This window comes from Delftia sp. WSY_12 (assembly GCF_043104645.1).
Classification (GTDB): Bacteria; Pseudomonadota; Gammaproteobacteria; order Burkholderiales; family Burkholderiaceae_C; genus Comamonas; species Comamonas tsuruhatensis.
In genome coordinates this window covers 107,532-128,063 of the sequence record NZ_JBICKW010000003.1, presented here as the reverse complement: position 1 = coordinate 128,063, position 20,532 = coordinate 107,532, and the positions used below count along the sequence as shown (strand labels likewise).

Genomic DNA, 20,532 nt, shown 5'->3' with positions numbered 1-20,532 from the left:
TCCTTTCCCTCTCCTCTGTTTTCTCCCATGAAGAACTACGACCTGATCGTGGTGGGGGCCGGCATTGTCGGCCTGGCCCACGCCTATGCGGCTGCGCGCCGTGGCCGCAGCGTGCTCGTCATCGAGCGCGATGCGGCCTGCATCTCCGCCTCCATCCGCAATTTCGGCTTTGTCACTGTCACGGGGCAGCAGGCGGGCGCCCACTGGCAGCGGGCCATGCGTTCGCGCGATACCTGGGCCGAGATCGCGCCGCAGGCCGGCATCGAGGTCGTGCACCGCGGCCTGTGGCTGACGGCGCGCCGGGCCAGCGCCGAGGCCGTGCTCCACGCCTTTCTGAGCACCTCCATGGGCGAGCGCTGCGAGCTGCTCACGCCGGCCCAGGCCGCCGAACGCCACCCGGCACTGCGCACCGAAGACCTCAGCGCCGTGCTCTACAGCCCGCATGAGCTGCGCGTGGAGTCGCGCACAGCCATTGCCAGGTTGGCGCAGTGGCTGGAGCAGGCCATGGGCGTGGATTTCCGCTTTGGCGAGGCCGTGCTCGAGGTGGCGGCACCCCGGGTGCGCAGCGCCCGCGCCAGCTACCACGGCGAACGCGTGGTGGTCTGCAACAACGCCGACCCGGGTGGCCTGTTCGCCGGCCTGTGGGCGCCGCACCGCATCCAGCTGTGCCAGCTGCAGATGCTGCGCGTGCGGCCGCAGCCGGGCTTGCAGCTCAAGGGCTCGGTCATGGGGGACCTGAGCATGGTCAGATACGAGGGCTACAGCGCCCTGCCCGAAGCCGCCGCGCTGCGCGCCGAGCTGGAGCGGGAGGAGGGCGAGAGCCTGGCCCACGGCATCCACCTGATCGCCGTGCAAAGCGCCGACGGCAGCCTGGTGGTGGGCGACTCCCACCACTACGGCGCAGCGCCCCCGCCCTTTGCCAGCGAAGCCGTGGACCGGCTGATGCTGCGCCACATGAACGAGGCCTTGCACTTGCGCGATGCGCAGGTGGTGGAGCGCTGGGTGGGCGTCTACCCGAGCGCGCAGGACGCGCCCTGCGTGGTGCATGCGCCCGACGAGGCCACGCGCGTGGTCGCTGTGACGGGTGGGTCCGGCGCAAGCACGGCGTTCGGTCTGGCCGAGGAGGTCTGGAGCGCGTGGTGAGCGGCAGCCGGCCTACTTACTGGCCGAACATCACCCACAGCAGCGCCAGCACCATGATCGTGGCCAGCACGGCCAGCGTGATCTTGAGGGCGCTGTAGGGGCGCTCGCCCGCGATCTGGCCCGTGTAGCCGTTGGCGATGATCTGGAAGGTCTTGCTGCCGTAGGTGTAGCCCACCAGCCAGACCGGCACGAGGATGTGCTTGAAGGTGCGGCCCTGGTACTCGCGCTGCATCTGCAGGTTGCGGTAGGTGTCGCCGGGCACCTGGCGCGCGCACAGGGCGCGCAGCTGCTCGTCCATGTCCTGCACGTTGACCTGCGCGGCCTTGCCCAGGTCGATCTGGTAGCGCTCCACGGTCCAGCCGCGCACGAACTCGGGCGTGTAGGGCTTGAGGTCGGTGGTGGTGGGGAAGGGCTCCACCTGGCGCAGCAGGTTGGCGTGCACGCCCACGGTGCCGGGCACCAGCTCGTCGTCGAAGAAATGGGCGAGGCTGCCCGAGGCCGGCTCCCAGCGCACATGGCGCACCTGGCGCGTCTGCACGTTGCCGTTGCTGTCGCGGTAGGACTCGGTGGTGTAGTAGTAGAAGCCCGCCTCGGCCTGCCAGTCGGCGCTGGCGTGGGCGTCGAAGGTCCAGTACGGCAGGTACACGCCGTGCAGCGTGTCGGTCAGCGCGGCGGACTTCAGGCGGTTGGGCGCGAACCAGCGGCTGCCGTACCACTGGCGTATGCGGTCGCGGATCTGGCCGTCGCTGATCTTGAAGGGCAGGATGCTCTGCGGCGTGATGGCATCGCCCTGGCCCTCGTGGGCCACGATGGAGGGCGAGCCGCAGAAGTCGCAGCGCTGGGCCACGGTGCGGTTGACGAAGACCGAGATCGCGCGGCAGTTCTGGCACTGGACCTCGTAGCGGTCCTCCGTGCCCCAGCCCCGGCCGGACTTTGGGTTGCGCAGCGCCTCGGCCAGGTCCTGCTCGACCACATCGCGGCCCAGTTCCTCGCGCGTTTCCTCGCTCCAGGGCACCGTGGTGCCGCAGTACGGGCACTTGAGCGCCTGGGCCTGGGCATTCCATTCGAGGTTGGCGCCGCATTCGGGGCAGGGGTGCTTGCGCACCATGGCCGGCGCGGCGGCAGCGGCCTCCCAGGAACCGGAGGCGGGGGAAGTCGAGGTGCTGGAGGAACTGGAGGAGGGCGCGCTCACGGCATCGGTCCTGGAAAACGGGACGCGGCGCCAGGCAGGGCCTGGCGCCGCAAAGGGTCAAACCACGGAAATGTCAGCCGCGCAGGAAGTCATCGAGTGCGGCTTGCGCAATGCGCCACTGGCTGCCGATCTGGCGCGCCTTGAGGTTGCCGGCCTGGATCTCGGCCAGCACATCGGCCTCGCTGACACCCAGCACCTGGGCCGCCTGTGCCGGAGTCAGCACCTGCAGGCCACCGGCGGCGGGTGCTGCCGGCGCCTGGGCGGCCTGGGCGGCGGCAGGCGAGAACGGGTCGGAGGCCTGGCCGGCCGGTGCGCCACCGGCGCCGCCGCCGTTTTGCATGCTCTTCATCATCTCCTGCGCCATGCCGAAGCCCATGGCCATGGTGGCGGGCAGGGTGGCTGCGGCAGCGCCTTCGCCGCCCGTGGTCATGGCCTGGCCCATCTGGTACTTGACGTAGTCGTTGAGGTTGCCGATGGCCGTCATGCTGGAGCGCTTGTCGATGGCCTGCTCCACCTCGGGCGGCACGGACACGTTCTCCAGCACGAAGCTGGTGATCTCCAGGCCGTACTTGTCCGTCATGGCCGGGTTGATCAGCGGCAGCAGCGCATCGCCCAGCTCGCCATAGCGCTGGGCCACGTCCAGCACGGGCACCCGGGCCTTGGCCAGCGACTCGGTGAACACGCTGATGATGCGCGAGCGCATGGTGTCGGCGAACTCGTCGATGCGGAAGTTCTGGTCCGTGCCGGCCACTTCCTTGAGGAACTTGGCCGGCTCGACGATGCGGAAGTCATAGGTGCCGAAGGCGCGCAGGCGTACGGCGCCGAAGTCCTGGTCGCGCACCATCACGGGGTTGGAGGTGCCCCACTTGTTGCCCGTGAACAGCCGCGTGTTGATGAAGTAGACATCGCACTTGAACGGCGAGTTGAAGCCGTACTTCCAGCCCTGGATGGTGGACAGGATGGGAATGTTCTGCGTGGTCAGCGTGTGCTTGCCGGGGCTGAACAGGTCGGCGTACTGGCCGGCCGAGACGAACTGCACCTGCTGCGACTCGCGCACGATGAGCTGGGCGCCGTTCTTGATTTCCTTGTCGTCGTCGGGCCAGCGGTAGGAGAGCGTGTCGCGCGAGTCATCGGTCCACTCGATGATCTCTATCAGTTGCTTGGTGATGATGTTCATCAGGTTCATGGCAGGCTCCGAAACGGTGTTGGTCCACGACAAAAAGGTCAATGGGCCATTCTAGGCGGCGTGCATGGCGGCGGGGAGAACGGCCACCGGCCGCTGCCCCGGTGAATTGTCAAAAAATGATCCGGATGCGTCGTGCAAGGCGGGCTTTCAGGGCTTCGCGCGCCACGGCCTTTGCCGGCATGTGTCGCCTGCTCCGTTTTTTGATGCAGATCGCCCTGTGGAGCGTCTGCCGTGGGGCCGCAGGCCCGCGCCACGGCGCAGGGCCGGGCGGCGCCTTAAAATCGTCGTTTGCGCGGCGCGAGCCGCCTCTCATTCACCGGCGCGGCCCCGGCCTGCGTGCGACGCCTGAAACAAGTCATGCTCACTTTCCAACAAATCATCCTCAAGCTGCAGTCCTACTGGGCCGACCAGGGCTGCGCGCTGCTCCAGCCCTATGACATGGAAGTGGGCGCGGGCACCTCGCATACCGCCACCTTCCTGCGCGCCCTGGGTCCCGAGCCCTGGAAGGCCGCCTACGTGCAGCCCAGCCGCCGCCCCAAGGACGGCCGCTACGGCGACAACCCCAACCGCCTGCAGCACTACTACCAGTTCCAGGTCGTGCTCAAGCCCGCGCCCGACAACATCCTGGAGCTGTACCTGGGCTCGCTCGAGGCCCTGGGGTTCGACCTGAAGAAGAACGACATCCGCTTCGTCGAGGACGACTGGGAAAACCCCACGCTGGGCGCCTGGGGCCTGGGCTGGGAAGTCTGGCTCAACGGCATGGAGGTGACCCAGTTCACCTACTTCCAGCAGGTCGGCGGCATCGACTGCAAGCCCGCCACCGGCGAGATCACCTATGGTCTGGAGCGCCTGGCCATGTACCTGCAGGGCGTGGACAACGTCTACAACCTGACCTGGACCGACGGCCTGAGCTACGGCGACGTCTACCACCAGAACGAGGTGGAGCAGTCCACCTACAACTTCGAGCACTCGGACGCCGACTTCCTGTTCACCGCCTTCAGCGCCCACGAAAAGCAGGCCAACCACCTGATCGGCGAACAGCTGGCGCTGCCGGCCTACGAGCAGGTGCTCAAGGCCGCCCACACCTTCAACCTGCTCGATGCGCGCGGCGCCATCAGCGTGACGGAGCGTGCCGCCTACATCGGCCGCATCCGCAACCTGGCCCGCGCCGTGGCCAAGGCCTATATGGACAGCCGTGCGCGCCTGGGCTTCCCCATGGCGCCCAAGGCCCATGCCGACGAAGTGCTGGCCGAGCTGGCCAAGGCCGCCGAACAACAGGGCAAGAAGGCCGCCTGAGGCGGACACCGCTGCACCGAGAGAACACCAGACCATGAACGCATCGAATCTTCTTGTTGAACTGTTTGTCGAAGAGCTGCCCCCGAAGGCGCTGCAAAAGCTGGGCGACGCCTTTGCCGGCGTGCTGTTCGAGCAGCTCAAGGCCCAGGGCCTGCTGGCCTCCAGCGAAGCGCGCCTGACGGCCTATGCCTCGCCGCGCCGCCTGGCCGCCCACATCACCGAAGTGCTGCCCCAGGCCGAGGACAAGGCCGTGTCGCAAAAGCTCATGCCCGTCTCCGTGGGCCTGGACGCCGACGGCAAGCCCACGCCCGCACTGATCAAGAAGCTGGCCGCCCTGGGCGCCGGCGAAGAAGCCGTTGCCAGCCTGACCCGCCAGGGCGAAGGCAAGGCCGAGGCCCTGTTCCACGCCTCCACCGTGCGCGGCGTGATGCTGGCCGACGGCGTGCAAAAGGCGCTGGACGAAGCCATTGCCCGGCTGCCCATCCCCAAGGTCATGCGCTACCAGCTGGCCGACGGCTGGAGCAGCGTCCATTTCGTGCGCCCGGCCCACGGCCTGGTGGTGCTGCACGGCACCGAGGTGCTGATCGGCGTCAAGGCCCTGGGCCTGACGGCCGGCACGGCCACGCATGGCCACCGCTTCGAGGCGGCGGTCGATCCCGTGGTCATCCGCTCCGCCGATGACTACGCCGCGCAGCTGCGCGAGGAAGGCGCCGTCATCGCCAGCTTCGCCGAGCGCCGTGCCGAGATCGCGCGCCAGCTGCAGGCCGCTGCCGAGCGCGTGGGCGGCGGTGTCCGTCCCATCGAGGACGAGGCACTGCTGGACGAAGTCACGGCCTTGGTCGAGCGCCCCAATGTGCTGGTCTGCGAGTTCGAGAAGGAATTCCTCGACGTGCCGCAGGAATGCCTGATCCTCACCATGAAGGCCAACCAGAAGTACTTCCCGCTGCTGGACGCCGCCGGCCGGCTGACCCACCAGTTCCTGGTGGTCAGCAACATCAGCCCCCAGGATGCCAGCGCCGTCATCGGCGGCAACGAACGCGTGGTGCGCCCGCGCCTGGCCGACGCCAAGTTCTTCTTCGACCAGGACCGCAAGAAGACCCTGGCCTCGCGCGTGGACGGGCTGGGCAAGGTGGTCTACCACAACAAGCTCGGCACCCAGGGCGAGCGCGTGGAGCGCGTGCGCTCCATCGCCAAGAGCATTGCCCGCCAGCTGGGCGACACGGGCCTGGCCCAGCAGGCCGACCTGGCCGCGCAACTGGCCAAGACCGACCTCGTGACCGACATGGTGGGCGAGTTCCCCGAACTGCAGGGCACCATGGGCCGCTACTACGCGCTCAACGACGGCCTGGACGTGGCCGTGGCCGATGCCATCGAGGACCACTACAAGCCCCGCTTTGCGGGCGACGAACTGCCTCGCGGCAACGCCGGCGTGGTCGTTGCCCTGGCCGACAAGCTGGAAACCCTGGTCGGCATGTTCGGCATCGGCAACCTGCCCACGGGCGACCGCGACCCCTTCGCGCTGCGCCGCCACGCCCTGGGCGTGATCCGCATGCTGGTCGAGAAGGACCTGGCGCTGGACCTGGAAACCCTGCTGGTCAGCGTGCTGCCCGCCTTCGGCGACAAGATCGAGGACGCCATGCCCCAGCTGGCCGACTTCATCTACGACCGCCTGGCCGGCAACCTGCGCGAGCAGGGTTTCTCGGCCCAGGAAGTGGACTCCGTGCTGGCCCTGCGCCCGCAGCGCCTGTCCGACGTGCAAAAGCGCCTGGAGGCCGTGCGCGCCTTCGGCGAGCTGCCCGAGGCACCGGCCCTGGCCGCCGCCAACAAGCGCGTGGGCAACATCCTCAAGAAGGCCGACCAGGCGGTGCAGGCCCAGGTCAACGCGGCCGTGCTGGCCGAGGTGGCCGAGAAGGACCTGTACGCAGCCCTGCAATCGGTGGCGCCCAAGGCGCAGCAGCAGTTTGCTGCCGGCGACTACACGGCCAGCCTGCAGACCCTGGCCGCGCTGCGCGCCCCGGTCGATGCCTTCTTCGAGCATGTGATGGTCAACGCCGAAGACCCGGCGCTCAAGGCCAACCGCCTGGGCCTGCTGGCCACGTTGCACGAAGCCATGAACCGCGTGGCGGACCTTTCGCGACTGGCGTGAATGGAGCACCCCCTGAGGCGCTTCGCGCCTTCCCCCCGTGGCACGGCGCCTCTCTACTTGCTTCGCAAGGGAGGGGGACGGCACCCTCGGTGCGGGGCGGCGCGGCCGGCCTAGGCCCTTCCTCGGTGTCCCTCGTCTTGGGACGCGCGCAATTGAGTTCTGACATTCTTGGGACCCGACCATGAAAATTGCGATCCTGGACCGTGACGGAACCCTCAACCAGATCGGTGAAGAGGGGTTCATCGGCTCGGCCGAGGCCTGGAAGGCCCAGCGCGGTGCGCTGGAAGCCGTGGCGCGCCTGAACCGGGCGGGCTGGCATGTGGTGGTCGCCACCAACCAGCCAGGCCTGGGCCGGGGCCTGTTCGACGTGACCGAGCTCAATGCCGTGCACGCGCGCATGCACCGCGAAATGGCGGCGGCAGGCGCGCGCGTCGATGCGGTTTTCTACTGCCCCCATGCCCCGGACGAGGAATGCCATTGCCGCAAGCCCGGCACGGCGCTGTTCGAGCAGATTGCCGAGCGCTTCGGCGTCGAGGGGCAGCAGCTGTGGGTCATAGGTTCCTGCGTGGCCCACCTGCAGGCCGGTGCAGCCATGGGCGCGCGCCTGCACCTGGTCTGCACGGGGGCCAGCGCCGGAGTGTCTCTGGATGGGGCGCTGCCGCCTGGACTGCCGCCCGGCACCCAGCGCCATGCCAGCCTGGCCGCGCTGGCCGATGCGCTGGTTCCGGCAGATGCCGCACCCGCTCCCTGAACGCCTGAACGCCCGAACGGCGCTTTGCCCATGCGCCGCCGGCCTGCCGTCCTGCGCACAATGCTATCTTTGTGAATTCCGATTCCTGAGGGCGCAAGGCCCGGGCCTGCCGCCCGGCCGCCGCGCCGCTTTCTGCACCACACTGCCGCCATGTCCCTGATCCGCTCCACCCTCCACATGCTCTGGATGGGCATCACCGTGATCCCCTACACCCTGGTCGTGCTGCTCACGCGCTGGCTGGGCGGCGGGCCGCGCCGCGTCTATGCCGTGGCGCGCGCCTGGCTCAAGCTGTCGGTGGACAGCGCCCGCGTCATCATGGGCGTGCGCCACCGCGTGCAGGGCATGGAGAACCTGCCCACCGATCCCAAGCAGGGCGTGGTGCTGCTGGTCAAGCACCAATCCACCTACGAAACCTTCCTCATGCCGGCGATCATGCCGCGCCCGCTGGCCTATGTGTTCAAGAAGGAACTGCTCATGGTGCCCTTCTTCGGCTGGTCCATCGGCAGCATGGACATGATCCATATCGACCGAAAGCACGGCTCGCGCGCATTCCACAAGGTCGTGGAGCAGGGCCGGCGCCTGCTGGCCCAGGGCACCTGGGTCATCATGTTCCCCGAAGGCACGCGCATCCCGCGCGGCGAACGCGGCGAGTACAAGACCGGCGCCACGCGCCTGGCCATCATGACCGGCGTGCCCGTGGTGCCCATTGCCGTCACCTCGGCCAAGTGCTGGCCGCGCAAGGCCTTCATCAAGACCCCGGGCGTGGTCGATGTCTCCATAGGCAAGCCCATCCCTTCCGTGGGCCGCAAGCACGAGGAGCTGATGGTGGAAGTCGAAAACTGGATCGAATCCGAGATGCAGCGCCTCGACCCCGAGGCCTACCGCGCCTGAGGCAGGAGTCGGCATGGCGGACACGGCACAGCGTTCCTGGGACTGGTTGGTGCCGCCCGCCGTGGAAAGACAGGACGGCGGGCTGAGGCCGCGCCGTGAGCGATCCGCTCAACCCGAAGCGCCGCAGGCTTTGCCTGCACCTGCACCTGCACCTGCACCCACCCCGCCCGCCGGCTCCGCGCACAGTTCCTTCGTTCATCCGCAAGCCAACCAGCAGGCGGTTCTCCAGGGGCAGGTGCTGCACTATCGGTTGCAGCGGTCGCGCCGGCGCACCATAGGCTTCACCATCGGCACGCAGGGGCTGGTGGTCAGCGCGCCCGCATGGGTGAGCATGACGGCCATCGGGCAGGCACTGGATGCGAAGTCGGGCTGGATACTGCGCAAGCTCCAGGAGGCCGGGCAGCGCCAGCGGGCCCAGCAGTCGGCACGCATCCGGTGGGAGCACGGCGGCGAGATCGACTATCTGGGGCGTCCCCTGGCACTGCTTCTCACCGGTGGCGAAGCCCAGCCGCTGCGCACCCGCCAGGTCCACCGCGAACAGGCGGCCGACGGCAGCCAGTCCCTGCACCTGCCCCTGGCGCCAGACGCATCGGCTGCCGAGGTGCGTGCCTGCGTGCAGGCCTGGATGCTGCGCGAGGCCCGCTCCTGGTTCACGGCCAGCCTGCAGCGCCATGCGCCGCTGCTGGGCGTGCAATGGACCAGCCTGCGCCTGACCAGCGCGCGCACGCGCTGGGGCAGCGCCAACACTGCAGGGACCATCCGCCTGAACTGGCGGCTCATGCAGCACACGCCCGAGGTCATCGACTACGTGGTCGTGCACGAGCTGTCCCACCTGCGCCACATGGACCACAGCCCGCGCTTCTGGGCCACGGTGGCCAGCGTGATGCCGGGCTGGGAGGCGCAGCGCCAGGTGCTGCGCGACAGGCTGCTGCCGCCCTGGGAATAGGCGACTTGGGCACCGGCGAGGCGGCGCCGGTCGGGCTGGACGGTTATTCTTGCCGGGCACACAACCGCGTCCTATCAAGAAAGCCCATCCATGTCCGCAAACGCTCCCGTTCCCGCAGCCATTCCCCTGGCCGTCCAGCCCGCACAGGGCTATGCCGGCGACATTCCTCCCGAACTTGCCTGGCAATGGCTGCAATCCGGTGAAGCCGCGCTGGTGGACGTGCGCACCGATGCCGAGCGCGAGTGGGTGGGCCGCGTACCCGGCGCCGTGGCCGTGGCCTGGAAGCAGTGGCCGTCCATGGCCATGAACCCCGATTTCGATAGCCAGCTGCGCGCCGCCGTGCCTGAGGGCGGCAAGGTGGTCCTGCTGTGCCGCAGCGGCGTGCGCTCGGTGGCCGCTGCCCAGCGCGCAGCGCAACTGGGCATCGAGGCCTACAACATCCTCGAAGGCTTCGAGGGCGATGTGGACGCCAGCGGCCAGCGCGGCCATGTCGGCGGCTGGCGCCTGCGCGGCCTGCCCTGGCGCCAGTAAGCCGGCGCCAGCCTGTCGTCGCTCAGCGCTGCGGCTGCGCGAACCCCAGCGCCGCCGCCCGGGCGGCCACCATGTCCACCAGGGCCTGGGCCGGTCCCGACAGCGTGGCCTGCGAGCGCATGGCCAGCAACAGCCGGCGCCGTGTGTTGAGCGCCCCCAGCGGGCGCAGCCGCAGTGCCCGCGCGGCCAGGTGCGGCGCGGTGGCCGCGCGCGGCAGGATGGCCAGGCCCAGACCCACCGAGACCATGTGGCACATGGCATCGAAGCTGCGCACCTGGATGCGGATCCGCACCGGCCGGTTGATGGACTCGGCCTCAGCGGCAATGCGCCGCATCAGCGAGGTGGAGCGGGCCAGGCTCACGAAGTCGTGGTCCAGCACGGTGGCCAGGGGCACGGGGGAGTCGTCGTCCGTGTCCAGCGCATGGCCGCGCGGCATGACCAGCACCAGTTCGTCCACATCGCAGACCTGGGTGCTCAGCCCTTCCAGTGGCGTGTTCTCGCCAATGATGGCCAGTTCGGCCACGCCGCTGAGCACGGCCCGCACGGATTCCTCGCTCAGCGCGTCCTCCAGGTCCACCGAGACACCTGGGTGGGAGGCCATGAAGTCGGCCAGCAGCCGCGGCAGAAAGCCTGCGAACGCCGAGTTGTTGGCCCACAGGCGCAACTGGCCTGTGGCGCCGCTGCGAAAGTCGTCCATGGCCAGGGCCAGATGCTCCAGCCGGGCCACCACGTCCACGGCATGGTGGTACATGCTCTGGCCGGCGGGCGTGGGCGTGACGCCGCGCTTGCTGCGCACCAGCAGGGTCACGCCGCAGTGCTGCTCCAGCTCGGCCACGCGCTTGCTGGCGGCTGCCAGTGACAGCCCCAGCGTGCGCGAGCCGGCCGTCAGGCTGCCGGCATCGACCACGGCCACATACAGGCGCAGTGTCAGCAGATCGAAGCGGTGGAGGTTGATCATTCCCATCCTCCACCAGAGACGAAGGATGGATCAACGAGATACGGCTGTTCGACCGCGAGCAGGCCCGCAAGAATGCGCCGGTACAAAGAGAACATGGAGACAAGCATGAATCGACGCATTGTGCTGCAGGCCGCCGGCCTGGCAGCGGCAGCCCTGCTGGGCGCAGGAACCGTCCAGGCCCAGGCCTTTCCAGCCAAGTCCATCACCCTCGTGGTCCCCAATCCGCCCGGAGGCGTGGTGGACACGGCGGCACGCCTGGCGTCCGATCCGATGTCGCGCCTGCTGGGGCAGTCGGTCGTGGTGGACAACCGGGGCGGGGCCAGCGGCAACATTGCCTACCAGATGGTGGCCAGGGCACCCAAGGACGGCTACACGCTGCTGGCTTCGTATTCGGCCTACCACGTGGGCAATCCGGCGCTGTTTCCCAAGCTGCCCTGGGCCCAGTCCGAGCTGGTGCCCGTGGGACTGATCGTGGCCGCCACCAATGTGATCGCCGTCCATCCTTCGGTGCCGGCGAACAGTCTGCAGGAATTCATTGCCTACCTGCGCAAGAACCCGGGCAAGGTCAACTATGCGTCGCAGGGCAATGGCTCGCTGTCGCACGTGGGCACGGCCGTGTTCGCCCAGGTGACCCAGACCCAGATCACGCATGTGCCCTACAAGGGGTCCGGCCCGGCCATCCAGGACGTGCTGGGCGGCCAGGTGCAGATGTTCATCACCACGCCGCCTTCGGTGCTGGGCCATGTGCAGACGGGCAAGCTCAGGGCCCTGGCCGTGACCAGCAAGACGCGCCATCCCATGCTGCCCGATGTGCCCACCACGGCAGAAGCGGGCCTGCCGGGCTTCGAGCTGGAGGCCTGGGTCGGCCTGTTCGCGCCTGCGGGCACACCGCCCGACGCCATCGCCAGGCTGTCGGACGCGCTCAAGACCTCCCTGGAGTCGCCTGACGTGCAAAAGCGCGCGGCCCTGCAGGGCGTGGAGCCGCGATTCCTCGGCCCGCAGGCGCTGGCCGCCCTGGTCCAGCGCGAGACGGACCACTGGGGCAAGGTCATCAAGGCCAACCACATCACGATGGATTGACATGACAGCCAAAAACCATTTCCGTATCGGGCAGATCGTGCCCAGCTCCAACACCACGATGGAGACCGAGATCCCCGCCATCCTGCGGGCCCGCGAGGCCCTGGCGCCCGAGCGTTTCACCTTTCACTCCAGCCGCATGCGCATGAAGCATGTGACCAAGGAGGAGCTGGCTGCCATGGACGGCGACAGCGACCGCTGCGCGCTGGAACTGTCGGATGCGCGTGTCGATGTGCTCGGCTATGCCTGCCTGGTGGCCATCATGAGCATGGGGCGCGGCTACCACCGTGTCTCCGAGACGCGCCTGCACCAGCGCACCGTGGACAACGGCGGCCCCGCGCCTGTGGTCACCAGCGCCGGCGCCCTGGTCGATGGCCTGCACGCCATCGGCGCGAAGAAGGTGGCGCTGCTGGCGCCCTACATGAAGCCGCTGACGCAGCTGGTCATCGACTACATAGAGAACGAAGGCATCGAAGTGGTGGACAGCATCTCGCTGGAGATTGCCGACAACCTGCAGGTGGGCGCCCAGGATGCGCGCGCACCCATCGAGATCACGCGGCGCCTGAACACGGCCAATGCCGACGCGGTCATCGCCTCGGCCTGCGTGCAGATGCCCTCGCTGGCCTCGGTGCAGCCCATCGAGGACCGCGTGGGCCTGCCGGTACTGTCTTCCTCGGTGGCCACGACGTTCATGATGCTCAAGCGCCTGGGCTTGCCGACAGCCGTTCCGGGATTCGGTGCGCTGTTGAGCGGTAAATACTGAATCTTTCATTGAGAAAGGCCGCTATTGCGGCCTTTCTCGGAGCGGGGTAGGTCTAATTCGCGGCATCCAGAACTGGCATGAGCCAGGTCAGAGACACCGAGCAAGGGCCGCCCCGCCGCGAGGGTGTCGTCCCCTTCAGGGGGAAGCGGCGACGCCGCTCAGGGGGGGCTTAGATTGCCGGAATGCGCAGCTTCTGGCCGGGGTAGATCTTGTCGGGGTGGCTCAGCATGGGCTTGTTGGCCTCGAAGATCACCGGGTACTTGTTGGCATCGCCATAGAACTTCTTGGCAATGGCCGACAGCGTGTCGCCGCGCACCACGTCGTGGTACTGGGCTTCGGGCTCGGGGTTGGTCACCGTCATCTGGTTGTCCACGGACTGCACGCTGGAGACGTTGCCGCAGCACAGCGTCACCTTTTCCTTGACCGCCTGGGTAGGTGCCGTGCCCAGCACCGTGACCTTGCCCTGCGAGCCGTCGAACTGCACCTTCACGTCACTGACGCCCAGGTTCTGCGTGCCGATATAGGTCTCGATGGCCTTGGCCGCCTTGGCATTCAGGTCTTGCGCAGGCTCGGCTGCCTGTGCGGCGCTGCCGCCGAACAGCTTTTCGCCGGCTTCCTTGATGAAACTGAAAAGTCCCATGGGTGACTCCTGTTGGTGGGTGGAAAAACGGAAAGGCCAATGTAACGCCTAACAGTGGCAGCGCGCGCTGCCGGGCAGGAGCGCTCCCGGATTTTTGACATTTGCGCCATTCTTGCGTTCACGTCCTCACTCAGTTGTCGTCCATGGCTGACGCTATCCTCCGGAAAACTCCGATAATCCCGCCCATGACTTTTTTGGCCATAGACATCGGCAACACCCGCTTGAAATGGGCGATGTACGACGCGCATCGGCCTGGCGCTGCCCTGCTGGCGCACGGCGCCGAGTTCCTTGAGCACATCGAGCACCTGGCCGAAGGGCCGTGGAGCGACCTGCCCACGCCCACGCGCATGCTGGGCTGCGTGGTGGCTGGCGACACGGCGCGACGGCGCGTGCACGACCAGATCGACATGATGCTGGGCTGGGATTTCGAGCCGCAGTGGGCCGTGCCCAGCGCAGCCGAGGCCGGCGTCACCAATGGCTACGATTTTCCGTCGCGCCTGGGTGCGGACCGCTGGGTGGCCATGATCGGTGCGCGCCAGCACATCCTGCAGCGCGGCCCCGAGCGGCCCCTGATCGTGGTCATGGTCGGCACGGCTGTCACCGTGGACGCGCTGGACCAGCATGGCCACTTCATGGGCGGGCTGATTCTTCCGGGCCACGGCATCATGCTGCGCGCGCTGGAAAGCGGCACGGCCGGCCTGCATGTGCCCACGGGCGCGGTCACGCCATTTCCCACCAACACCAGCGACGCCCTGACCAGCGGCGGCACCTACGCCATCGCCGGTGCCGTGGAGCGCATGTACCAGCATCTTTACATGCACTGCAGCATGGAGCCTGCCTGCGTCATGGCCGGCGGCGCCGGCTGGAAGATGGTGCCCAGCATGACGCGGCCTTTCGAACTGGTGGACAACCTCATCTTCGAGGGGCTGCTGGTCATGGCCCAGCGCCGTTGGGGTGATGCCAGCGGCCTGCCCGCGGAGGCGGTGAAGGCGGCTTGAAGCCGCCTTGAACCACCTGACAACGCCTGAGGCCACTTTTCATCGTGCAGCGCAGCATCGCTGCCGCACGATTGCGCGCGTAACAGTTGATGACGGGAAGGCGGCGCCCCTGGGTGTCGCATGCTATGCCTTTGGCGGGGGATGCGGCGACAGTGGATAATCCGCGGCAATGTCTTCCACCAATCACCTCATGGAACCGATTGCCGCTGTCGAAGCCCCGATCAAGGGGCGGCTGGGCGAACGCCTCCTTTCCGCCGGCAAGCTGAACGAGCGCGATCTGCAAAACGCCCTGCAGGCGCAGCAGGAGTTGGGCGGCTACCTGGGCCAGGTGCTGGTACAGCTGGGTGTGGTGGCGGAAACCGACGTGGCCCAGGCGCTGGCCGAGCAGCTGCAGATGCGCTGGCTGCGTGCGGAAGAGTTTCCCGACCTGCTGCCCGACGTGCCGGGCCTGCTGGCCAGCTTTCTGGATGCGCAGTGCGTCTGCCCCATTTCACTGCAGGACGGCGTGCTCGAAGTGGCCATGTCCGTGCCTCAGGACCCCTTCATCACCAAGGCGCTGCGCCTGGCCACGGGGCTGCAGATCAAGCCCGTGCTGGCGCTGGAGGCCGACATCCGCAAGGCACTGTCCGAAGCAGGCCAGGAACCCGAAGGGGAAGAAGGCCAGGACTGGGAATCGGACGCCACGGGTGGCGACTTCGTCGAACATCTGAAGGACCTGGCCAGCGAGGCGCCCGTCATCCGCCTGGTCACAGGCATCATTTCCCGCGCCATCGAGCTGCACGCCTCCGACATCCACCTCGAGCCCTTTGAAGCCGGCCTGCAGGTGCGCTACCGCATGGACGGCGTGATCCACGCGGCCGAACTCGTGCCGCCCCGGCTGAGCGCGGCCGTCGGCTCGCGCGTCAAGCTGCTGGCCCATCTGGACATTGCCGAGCGCCGCCTGCCGCAGGACGGCCGCATCAAGACCCGCGCCAAGGGCCGCGAACTGGACCTGCGCGTCTCCACCGCGCCCACGGTGCATGGCGAGAGCATCGTCATGCGGGTGCTGGACCGCGCCAGCGTGAGGCTGCGCCTGGAAAGCATGGGCTTCGAGGCGGACACGCTCGAGAAATTCAACACGCTGCTGGCCAAGCCGCACGGCATTGTGCTGGTCACGGGCCCCACGGGCTCTGGCAAGACCACCACGCTGTATGCAGCCCTGTCCAAGATCGACGCGGTTTCCAACAAGATCATCACCGTCGAGGACCCGGTCGAATACCAGCTCGACGGCATCAACCAGATCCAGGTCCATCCCCAGATCGACCTGACCTTCGCCAACGCCCTGCGCTCCATCCTGCGCCAGGACCCGGACATCATCATGATCGGCGAAATGCGTGACGGAGAAACCGCGCAGATCGCCGTGCAGTCCGCCCTGACAGGTCACCTGGTGCTGTCCACGCTGCACACCAACACCGCCGCAGGCGCAGTCACCCGCATGCGCGACATGGGGGTGGAGAGCTACCTGATCACCTCCTCGGTCAACGGCGTGCTGGCCCAGCGGCTGGTGCGCACGCTGTGCTCGCGCTGCAAGCAGCCCGACACACTGCCGACGGCCGCCATCGAGGGCAGCGGCCTCAAGCGCTTTCTGCGCGAGGGCTCGCCCATCTACCGCGCCGTCGGCTGCGAGCACTGCCGCGGCACGGGCTACAAGGGGCGTACCGGCATCCACGAACTCATGGTCATCGACGAGCCGCTGCGCCGCGCCATCATCGAAGGCCAGGATGCCAACGCCCTGCATGCCATGGCCGCCAAGAGCGGCATGCTGAGCCTCTATGACGACGGCCTGCGCAAGGTGGCTTCGGGCGTCACCACGCTCGACGAAGTGCTGCGCGTGACCCAGGACCAGAGCGATGCCTGATTACAGCTGGGAGGCCGTGGACAGCCGCGGTCAGATGGTCAAGGGCACTTTTTCCGCTGCGGCCGTGGCCGAGGTGGTGGTGCACCTGCGCAAGAGCCGCCTGTCGCCCATCAAGGTCGAGGAAGCCGCAAGCCTGGGCAATGTGCCGCTGGCGGCGCGTGCGCTCAAGAAGGGCCGCATCAAGGCCGACGACATCCAGGGCATGACCACCGAACTGGCCATCATGATGCGTGCCGGCCTGTCGCTGGACAATGCGCTCAAGGTCCTGGTGGAGATGAGCCACAAGGTGCAGATGCAGGCCATGCTCCAGTCCGTGCTCGACAGCGTCAAGGCCGGCATGCCGCTGAGCCAGGCGCTGGGCAAGCACCATGACCTGTTCGGCGACTTCTATATCAACATGGTGCGCTCGGGCGAGGCCAGCGGCCAGATGTCGGGCGTGCTCAACCGGCTGGTGGAACACATGGCGCGCCAGCGTGCCCTGCGCGACAGCGTGGTCTCGGCCACCATCTATCCGGCCATCCTGCTGGGCGTGGCCGTGCTGTCCCTGGTGGCCATGCTGGGCTTCGTGGTCCCGCAGTTCGAGCAGCTCTTCAACGACATGGGCGACGCGCTGCCCCTTCCCACGCAGTTCGTGATGGGGTTGGGCCATGCGTTTCGCAGCTACGGCTGGGCGGTGTTCATCGTGCTGGGAGCGCTGGGCTGGGCCTTTTCCCGCTGGGCCAAGAGCCCCAAGGGCCGCCAGACCTGGCAATCGTGGCTGCTGGGCCTGCCGGGCCTGGGTGGCGTGGTGCGCAAGTACCAGCTCACCTTGTTCAGCCGATCGCTGGGCACGCTGCTGGGCAACGGCGTCACGCTGCTGACCGCACTGCGCATTGCCAGCGACACGGTCTCCAACGTCGCCATCCGCGAGCGCCTGGAAAAAATGGGTCCCATGGTCAAGGAAGGCCATCGCATGGCCCATGCTGCCCAGAAAACCGGAGAATTCGAGCCCCTGGCCCTGAATCTGGTGCGGGTGGGCGAGGAAACCGGCCGCCTGGGCGACATGATGCTGGAGCTGTCCAACATATTGAACCGCGAGGTCGAAAACGCGATCAAACGCCTCCTGACCATGCTGGAGCCGGCGCTGATCCTGGTCCTCGGTATCCTTATCGCCTCCATCATCGTGTCGATCCTGCTCGGAATCCTGTCCGTCAACGATCTGGCCGTCTGATGAATCTGAATTGTCTGAAAGGTATGTAGAAGATGATGCGCATGCAAAAGCAACTGTCCTCCCGCGCCCGCAAGCGTGGCTTCACGCTGATCGAACTGTTGGTCGTGCTGGCCATCCTGACCCTGCTGGCCGGCCTGGTCGGCCCCAAGGTGCTGAACCAGTTGGGCGGAGCCAAGACCAAGACGGCCGGCGTGCAGATTGCCGACATCGAAAAGGCGCTGGAGCTGTACAAGCTCGACGTGGGCCGCTATCCCACCTCGCAGCAAGGCCTGGACGCGCTGGTCAAGCAGCCCGCTGGCGTCGCCGGCTGGGCAGGCCCTTACCTGAAGGGTGGCGTGCCGAATGATCCCTGGAACAATCCTTACCGCTACACCTATCCGGCTGCCAATGGCGACCTCGAGATCCTCTCGCTGGGCTCCGATGGCACACCCGGCGGAGAAGGTGAAGCTTCCGATATCCGCAACACCAGGTAAGTTGCTGGTCTGACGCCTCAGTGCAACGCTGCCTCCGTGCCGGGAATGAGTCTTGAAGCGCGCCCATGGTTTCACGCTGATCGAGTTGCTGGTGGTCTTCGGCATCCTTGCCGCGATCATCGGCATCGTGCCGCCTGCCATGGGCAAGCTGCGGGATGCCGTGGCCTACCGGCAGACGGTGCAGGACGTGACGGCCCTGCTGCGCAAGGCGCGCCAGCAGGCGACGCTGCAGGGCATGCCCGTGGCGTTCGCCTTCAACACGGCGAGCCAGCAATACGGTATTGCCGGGCAGGGTTCTGCCAAGGTTCCCGACGGCCTGAAGGTGCAGCTTGTCACGGCGGCTGGTGCCGCACTTGCCGACGGCAGTCAGACCATTGTTTTCCTGCCCGAGGGAGGCGCGACGGGTGGCAGCATCTCGTTGATACGGGGTGAAAGCGGTGGTGGCGTGCGCTTGCGGGTGGACTGGCTGTCCGGCCAGGTCACCAAAGAAACACTGTGATGCCGCAACGCTCTGGCTCCCGCGCTGCGGTGCGGGGTATGACCCTGCTGGAACTGCTGGTCGCCCTGACCATCATGGCCATATCGGTCGCTTTGATCTATCGCGCCGTTGGTGGTTCTGCGCGTGGCGTGGCCAAGCTGGAGCAGACCCAGGGCGTGGCCATGTTGGCCGAATCGCTGATGGACGCTTTCCCCATGGTCGATCCTGGCGGAAACCAAGCCTCCGGGCAGGATGGCGCCTATGCCTGGCAGGTCATTTCAGCCCCATTTTCGGCAGGTGATTTGCCGGAAACGGCGGCTCCTTTGCACGCCTTGCGCATCACCATACTCTCTGAGGGGCGCAGCTGGGTGTTCGAGACACTTCGTCCCCAGCGGCCGCTGCAACCTGGCGAGGTGACAAGGTGATGAGGATGTTTAGGGCACCTCGCGCCCGCGCGCAAGGTTTTACGCTGGTAGAGCTTCTCGTGGCCATGGTGCTGCTGTCCATGCTTACCCTGGGATTGGCCTCGGTCATGTCAACAGTCTCGCAGACGCAGGAACGTGTGGATGCCCGGCTTGACCGCATGGACCATCAGCGGGTGTCGATCGGGTTCTTGCGCTCTGTGCTGGGGCAGATTTCCGCTGCCCAGAGGCAGACCGGTATGCGAAAGCAGGGAGAGAGCGAGTATTTCTTTGAAGGCGGGCCCAAGGGAATGCAGTGGCTGGGAATCATGCCGGCCCGGTTTGGCATGGGTGGGCGAACCCATTTCCAGTTGGCCTTGGACGGTGACGCTTTGGTGCTGCGCTTCGCTCCCTGGAAGGGGGTGGACGTCGCTCCTGACTGGGGGCAGGGCCAATCCTATGTTCTGGAGCGGGCCGTCACGGCCTTCGTGCTGAGCTACCAGAACGCGAAATCGGGCGTTGCGCAATGGCAGCCGCAGTGGGTTGATGACAAGGAGCTGCCTTCTGCGGTTCAGATTCAGTTGCAATCGGCCGGCGGTGCCTGGCCCTTGATGGCGATTGCTTTCTACACTCCTCCTGCCACGAACCGAAGCTCTGGCAGCGGTGGCGCCGTATTCGGCGGGAGTCGCCGATGAGCCGGCAACTGGCAGGAAAGATGCACGCAAGCCGGGGCATGGCGTTGGTGCTTGTGCTGTGGATTGTTGCAGCACTTTCCATTTTTGCCACCAGTCTGGGAAAAGTGGTTCGCCAGGAGGCGTCGGTGGTGGGTGTCACGCGCAACTTGTCCGTCGGACGAGCCCAGGGAGAAGCAGCCATCTATCAGGTTTTGCAGCAGATTGCACTCAAGCCCCAGGAATTCAGCGAACGTAGGGTGGAGCAGGTTCCATGGGGGGGACAGATAATAGAGGTCGAAATCCTGCCATGGAGTGGCCTGGTCAATATCAATGCGGCTTCGCCGGAATTGCTGGGCTCACTGTTCACACGCATGGGCTTGGGGCAGGGCGCGGCGCTTGCGCAAGCCTTGGTCGAGTTCCGCCAGGCAGGAAAAGGGGTGGTCAATAGCGTGGCGTGGGAGGCGCCCGAAGATCTGCTGCAGATTCCCGGGGTGACCTATGGCATCTACGCACAGATTCGACCTTTCATCGTTGCAGATACCGATGGGCGCACTGGCATCAACCCCAAGGCGGCACCTGCTGCTCTTTTGGCCGCGCTGGACGGCGCCGGCGGTGCAGCCTTTCAGGAGAGTCTTTCCAGTCCCCGCTATCGTCTGACCGCACGGGTGGTGTTCGATGGTGGATCGGTCATGGTGGTGCGGGATGCCGATGTCATCGGCGGTGGCAGTCGGGGCTCGTTGCCCTGGACGTTGCTTTCGGCCACGCAGTCCTGGGTGGGTCGTATATAGCGAGGCTTTGGGCATTTCCTTGGGGTAGGCGCTGCCAGGTGCCTGTTTCAATGGTGCTGCAGGAGCAAGAAGGAAGAAAGAATTGAAAGCAAT

General features: G+C 66.9%; 21 protein-coding genes. 17 read left to right on the top strand and 4 right to left on the bottom strand.

The annotated features are described in order from the left end of the window. The first annotated feature begins 27 nt into the window (after positions 1-27). Positions 28-1,143 carry a TIGR03364 family FAD-dependent oxidoreductase gene (locus ACF8LI_RS00860; protein ID WP_046985768.1) on the top strand — a complete coding sequence of 372 codons (1,116 nt, stop codon included), beginning with the start codon at positions 28-30 and terminating at the stop codon, positions 1,141-1,143. Between the two features lie 16 nt (positions 1,144-1,159). On the opposite strand, the gene ACF8LI_RS00855 is transcribed toward ACF8LI_RS00860, so the two are convergent. Both ACF8LI_RS00855 and ACF8LI_RS00850 read right to left on the bottom strand, forming a co-directional pair. After that, positions 1,160-2,335 carry a zinc ribbon domain-containing protein gene (locus ACF8LI_RS00855; RefSeq protein WP_392411689.1) on the bottom strand — a complete coding sequence of 392 codons (1,176 nt, stop codon included), beginning with the start codon at positions 2,333-2,335 and terminating at the stop codon, positions 1,160-1,162. Positions 2,336-2,408: 73 nt separating this feature from the next. Further along, positions 2,409-3,521: an SPFH and helix-turn-helix domain-containing protein gene (locus ACF8LI_RS00850; RefSeq protein WP_016446478.1), complete on the bottom strand. Its 1,113-nt coding sequence runs from the start codon at positions 3,519-3,521 to the stop codon at positions 2,409-2,411. Between the two features lie 357 nt (positions 3,522-3,878). Between ACF8LI_RS00850 and glyQ the strand changes: the two genes are divergently transcribed. The 6 genes from glyQ (at position 3,879) to ACF8LI_RS00820 (ending at position 10,082) form a co-directional block, all read left to right on the top strand. Next, positions 3,879-4,817, top strand: coding sequence for a glycine--tRNA ligase subunit alpha (gene glyQ, locus ACF8LI_RS00845; protein WP_016446477.1), 939 nt, complete (start codon positions 3,879-3,881; stop codon positions 4,815-4,817). Positions 4,818-4,851: 34 nt separating this feature from the next. Then, positions 4,852-6,963, top strand: a complete 2,112-nt coding sequence (glyS, locus tag ACF8LI_RS00840; protein WP_392411687.1) for a glycine--tRNA ligase subunit beta — start codon at positions 4,852-4,854, stop codon at positions 6,961-6,963. A gap of 181 nt (positions 6,964-7,144) precedes the next feature. Beyond that, positions 7,145-7,714 carry an HAD-IIIA family hydrolase gene (locus ACF8LI_RS00835; protein ID WP_016451836.1) on the top strand — a complete coding sequence of 190 codons (570 nt, stop codon included), beginning with the start codon at positions 7,145-7,147 and terminating at the stop codon, positions 7,712-7,714. 150 nt (positions 7,715-7,864) lie between these two features. Further along, entirely contained in the window at positions 7,865-8,605 is a 741-nt protein-coding gene (locus ACF8LI_RS00830) for a 1-acyl-sn-glycerol-3-phosphate acyltransferase (RefSeq protein WP_016451835.1), read from the top strand. 13 nt (positions 8,606-8,618) lie between these two features. After that, on the top strand, positions 8,619-9,551 hold the full coding sequence (locus ACF8LI_RS00825; protein ID WP_392411684.1) for a M48 family metallopeptidase: 933 nt from the start codon (positions 8,619-8,621) through the stop codon (positions 9,549-9,551). Between the two features lie 90 nt (positions 9,552-9,641). Continuing rightward, entirely contained in the window at positions 9,642-10,082 is a 441-nt protein-coding gene (locus tag ACF8LI_RS00820) for a rhodanese-like domain-containing protein (protein WP_016446472.1), read from the top strand. 22 nt (positions 10,083-10,104) lie between these two features. Here ACF8LI_RS00820 and ACF8LI_RS00815 read toward each other — a convergent pair whose 3' ends face one another. Next, on the bottom strand, positions 10,105-11,040 hold the full coding sequence (locus tag ACF8LI_RS00815; RefSeq protein ID WP_016451833.1) for a LysR family transcriptional regulator: 936 nt from the start codon (positions 11,038-11,040) through the stop codon (positions 10,105-10,107). Between the two features lie 105 nt (positions 11,041-11,145). Here ACF8LI_RS00815 and ACF8LI_RS00810 point away from each other — a divergent pair, with 105 nt between their 5' ends. After that, complete coding sequence (locus tag ACF8LI_RS00810; RefSeq protein ID WP_016446471.1) at positions 11,146-12,120, top strand: tripartite tricarboxylate transporter substrate binding protein; 975 nt, start codon at positions 11,146-11,148, stop codon at positions 12,118-12,120. 1 nt (position 12,121) lies between these two features. Continuing rightward, positions 12,122-12,880: a maleate isomerase gene (locus tag ACF8LI_RS00805; RefSeq protein WP_016451831.1), complete on the top strand. Its 759-nt coding sequence runs from the start codon at positions 12,122-12,124 to the stop codon at positions 12,878-12,880. A gap of 169 nt (positions 12,881-13,049) precedes the next feature. Here ACF8LI_RS00805 and lysM read toward each other — a convergent pair whose 3' ends face one another. Next, positions 13,050-13,520: a peptidoglycan-binding protein LysM gene (gene lysM, locus ACF8LI_RS00800; RefSeq protein ID WP_012203227.1), complete on the bottom strand. Its 471-nt coding sequence runs from the start codon at positions 13,518-13,520 to the stop codon at positions 13,050-13,052. A 185-nt stretch (positions 13,521-13,705) separates the two neighbouring features. On the opposite strand from lysM, the gene ACF8LI_RS00795 reads away from it, so the two are divergent. From ACF8LI_RS00795 to ACF8LI_RS00760, 8 genes are all read left to right on the top strand, one after another. Next, positions 13,706-14,518: a type III pantothenate kinase gene (locus ACF8LI_RS00795; protein WP_016446468.1), complete on the top strand. Its 813-nt coding sequence runs from the start codon at positions 13,706-13,708 to the stop codon at positions 14,516-14,518. A 190-nt stretch (positions 14,519-14,708) separates the two neighbouring features. After that, positions 14,709-16,415 carry a type II secretion system ATPase GspE gene (gene gspE, locus ACF8LI_RS00790; RefSeq protein ID WP_016446467.1) on the top strand — a complete coding sequence of 569 codons (1,707 nt, stop codon included), beginning with the start codon at positions 14,709-14,711 and terminating at the stop codon, positions 16,413-16,415. After that, the gene (locus tag ACF8LI_RS00785; protein WP_016446466.1) at positions 16,408-17,625 is read left to right on the top strand and encodes a type II secretion system F family protein; all 1,218 of its coding nucleotides are present in this window, start codon (positions 16,408-16,410) and stop codon (positions 17,623-17,625) included. Before gspE ends, ACF8LI_RS00785 begins: the two co-directional genes overlap by 8 nt. 32 nt (positions 17,626-17,657) lie before the next feature. Continuing rightward, entirely contained in the window at positions 17,658-18,098 is a 441-nt protein-coding gene (gspG, locus tag ACF8LI_RS00780; protein WP_392411681.1) for a type II secretion system major pseudopilin GspG, read from the top strand. A gap of 52 nt (positions 18,099-18,150) precedes the next feature. Next, on the top strand, positions 18,151-18,597 hold the full coding sequence (locus tag ACF8LI_RS00775) for a GspH/FimT family pseudopilin (protein ID WP_252651506.1): 447 nt from the start codon (positions 18,151-18,153) through the stop codon (positions 18,595-18,597). Then, entirely contained in the window at positions 18,597-19,001 is a 405-nt protein-coding gene (locus ACF8LI_RS00770) for a type II secretion system protein (protein ID WP_043789915.1), read from the top strand. Before ACF8LI_RS00775 ends, ACF8LI_RS00770 begins: the two co-directional genes overlap by 1 nt. After that, positions 19,001-19,672, top strand: a complete 672-nt coding sequence (locus ACF8LI_RS00765) for a prepilin-type N-terminal cleavage/methylation domain-containing protein (protein WP_052013879.1) — start codon at positions 19,001-19,003, stop codon at positions 19,670-19,672. The genes ACF8LI_RS00770 and ACF8LI_RS00765 overlap by 1 nt, the downstream gene beginning before the upstream one ends. Further along, entirely contained in the window at positions 19,669-20,439 is a 771-nt protein-coding gene (locus tag ACF8LI_RS00760) for a type II secretion system minor pseudopilin GspK (RefSeq protein WP_392411678.1), read from the top strand. The genes ACF8LI_RS00765 and ACF8LI_RS00760 overlap by 4 nt, the downstream gene beginning before the upstream one ends. Positions 20,440-20,532 lie beyond the last annotated feature (93 nt).

What these genes read in the sequence shown, in the direction of transcription:
- ACF8LI_RS00765 (WP_052013879.1), top strand. Translation starts at nt 19,001, where the DNA reads ATGAGGATGTTTAGGGCACCTCGCGCCCGCGCGCAAGGTTTTACGCTG.
- ACF8LI_RS00825 (WP_392411684.1), top strand. Translation starts at nt 8,619, where the DNA reads ATGGCGGACACGGCACAGCGTTCCTGGGACTGGTTGGTGCCGCCCGCC.
- gspG (WP_392411681.1), top strand. Translation starts at nt 17,658, where the DNA reads ATGATGCGCATGCAAAAGCAACTGTCCTCCCGCGCCCGCAAGCGTGGC.
- glyQ (WP_016446477.1), top strand. Translation starts at nt 3,879, where the DNA reads ATGCTCACTTTCCAACAAATCATCCTCAAGCTGCAGTCCTACTGGGCC.
- ACF8LI_RS00770 (WP_043789915.1), top strand. Translation starts at nt 18,597, where the DNA reads ATGCCGCAACGCTCTGGCTCCCGCGCTGCGGTGCGGGGTATGACCCTG.
- glyS (WP_392411687.1), top strand. Translation starts at nt 4,852, where the DNA reads ATGAACGCATCGAATCTTCTTGTTGAACTGTTTGTCGAAGAGCTGCCC.
- gspE (WP_016446467.1), top strand. Translation starts at nt 14,709, where the DNA reads ATGGAACCGATTGCCGCTGTCGAAGCCCCGATCAAGGGGCGGCTGGGC.
- ACF8LI_RS00805 (WP_016451831.1), top strand. Translation starts at nt 12,122, where the DNA reads ATGACAGCCAAAAACCATTTCCGTATCGGGCAGATCGTGCCCAGCTCC.
- ACF8LI_RS00830 (WP_016451835.1), top strand. Translation starts at nt 7,865, where the DNA reads ATGTCCCTGATCCGCTCCACCCTCCACATGCTCTGGATGGGCATCACC.
- ACF8LI_RS00785 (WP_016446466.1), top strand. Translation starts at nt 16,408, where the DNA reads ATGCCTGATTACAGCTGGGAGGCCGTGGACAGCCGCGGTCAGATGGTC.
- ACF8LI_RS00795 (WP_016446468.1), top strand. Translation starts at nt 13,706, where the DNA reads ATGACTTTTTTGGCCATAGACATCGGCAACACCCGCTTGAAATGGGCG.
- ACF8LI_RS00820 (WP_016446472.1), top strand. Translation starts at nt 9,642, where the DNA reads ATGTCCGCAAACGCTCCCGTTCCCGCAGCCATTCCCCTGGCCGTCCAG.
- ACF8LI_RS00810 (WP_016446471.1), top strand. Translation starts at nt 11,146, where the DNA reads ATGAATCGACGCATTGTGCTGCAGGCCGCCGGCCTGGCAGCGGCAGCC.
- lysM (WP_012203227.1), bottom strand. Translation starts at nt 13,520, where the DNA reads ATGGGACTTTTCAGTTTCATCAAGGAAGCCGGCGAAAAGCTGTTCGGC.
- ACF8LI_RS00760 (WP_392411678.1), top strand. Translation starts at nt 19,669, where the DNA reads ATGAGCCGGCAACTGGCAGGAAAGATGCACGCAAGCCGGGGCATGGCG.
- ACF8LI_RS00850 (WP_016446478.1), bottom strand. Translation starts at nt 3,521, where the DNA reads ATGAACCTGATGAACATCATCACCAAGCAACTGATAGAGATCATCGAG.
- ACF8LI_RS00815 (WP_016451833.1), bottom strand. Translation starts at nt 11,040, where the DNA reads ATGATCAACCTCCACCGCTTCGATCTGCTGACACTGCGCCTGTATGTG.
- ACF8LI_RS00835 (WP_016451836.1), top strand. Translation starts at nt 7,145, where the DNA reads ATGAAAATTGCGATCCTGGACCGTGACGGAACCCTCAACCAGATCGGT.
- ACF8LI_RS00860 (WP_046985768.1), top strand. Translation starts at nt 28, where the DNA reads ATGAAGAACTACGACCTGATCGTGGTGGGGGCCGGCATTGTCGGCCTG.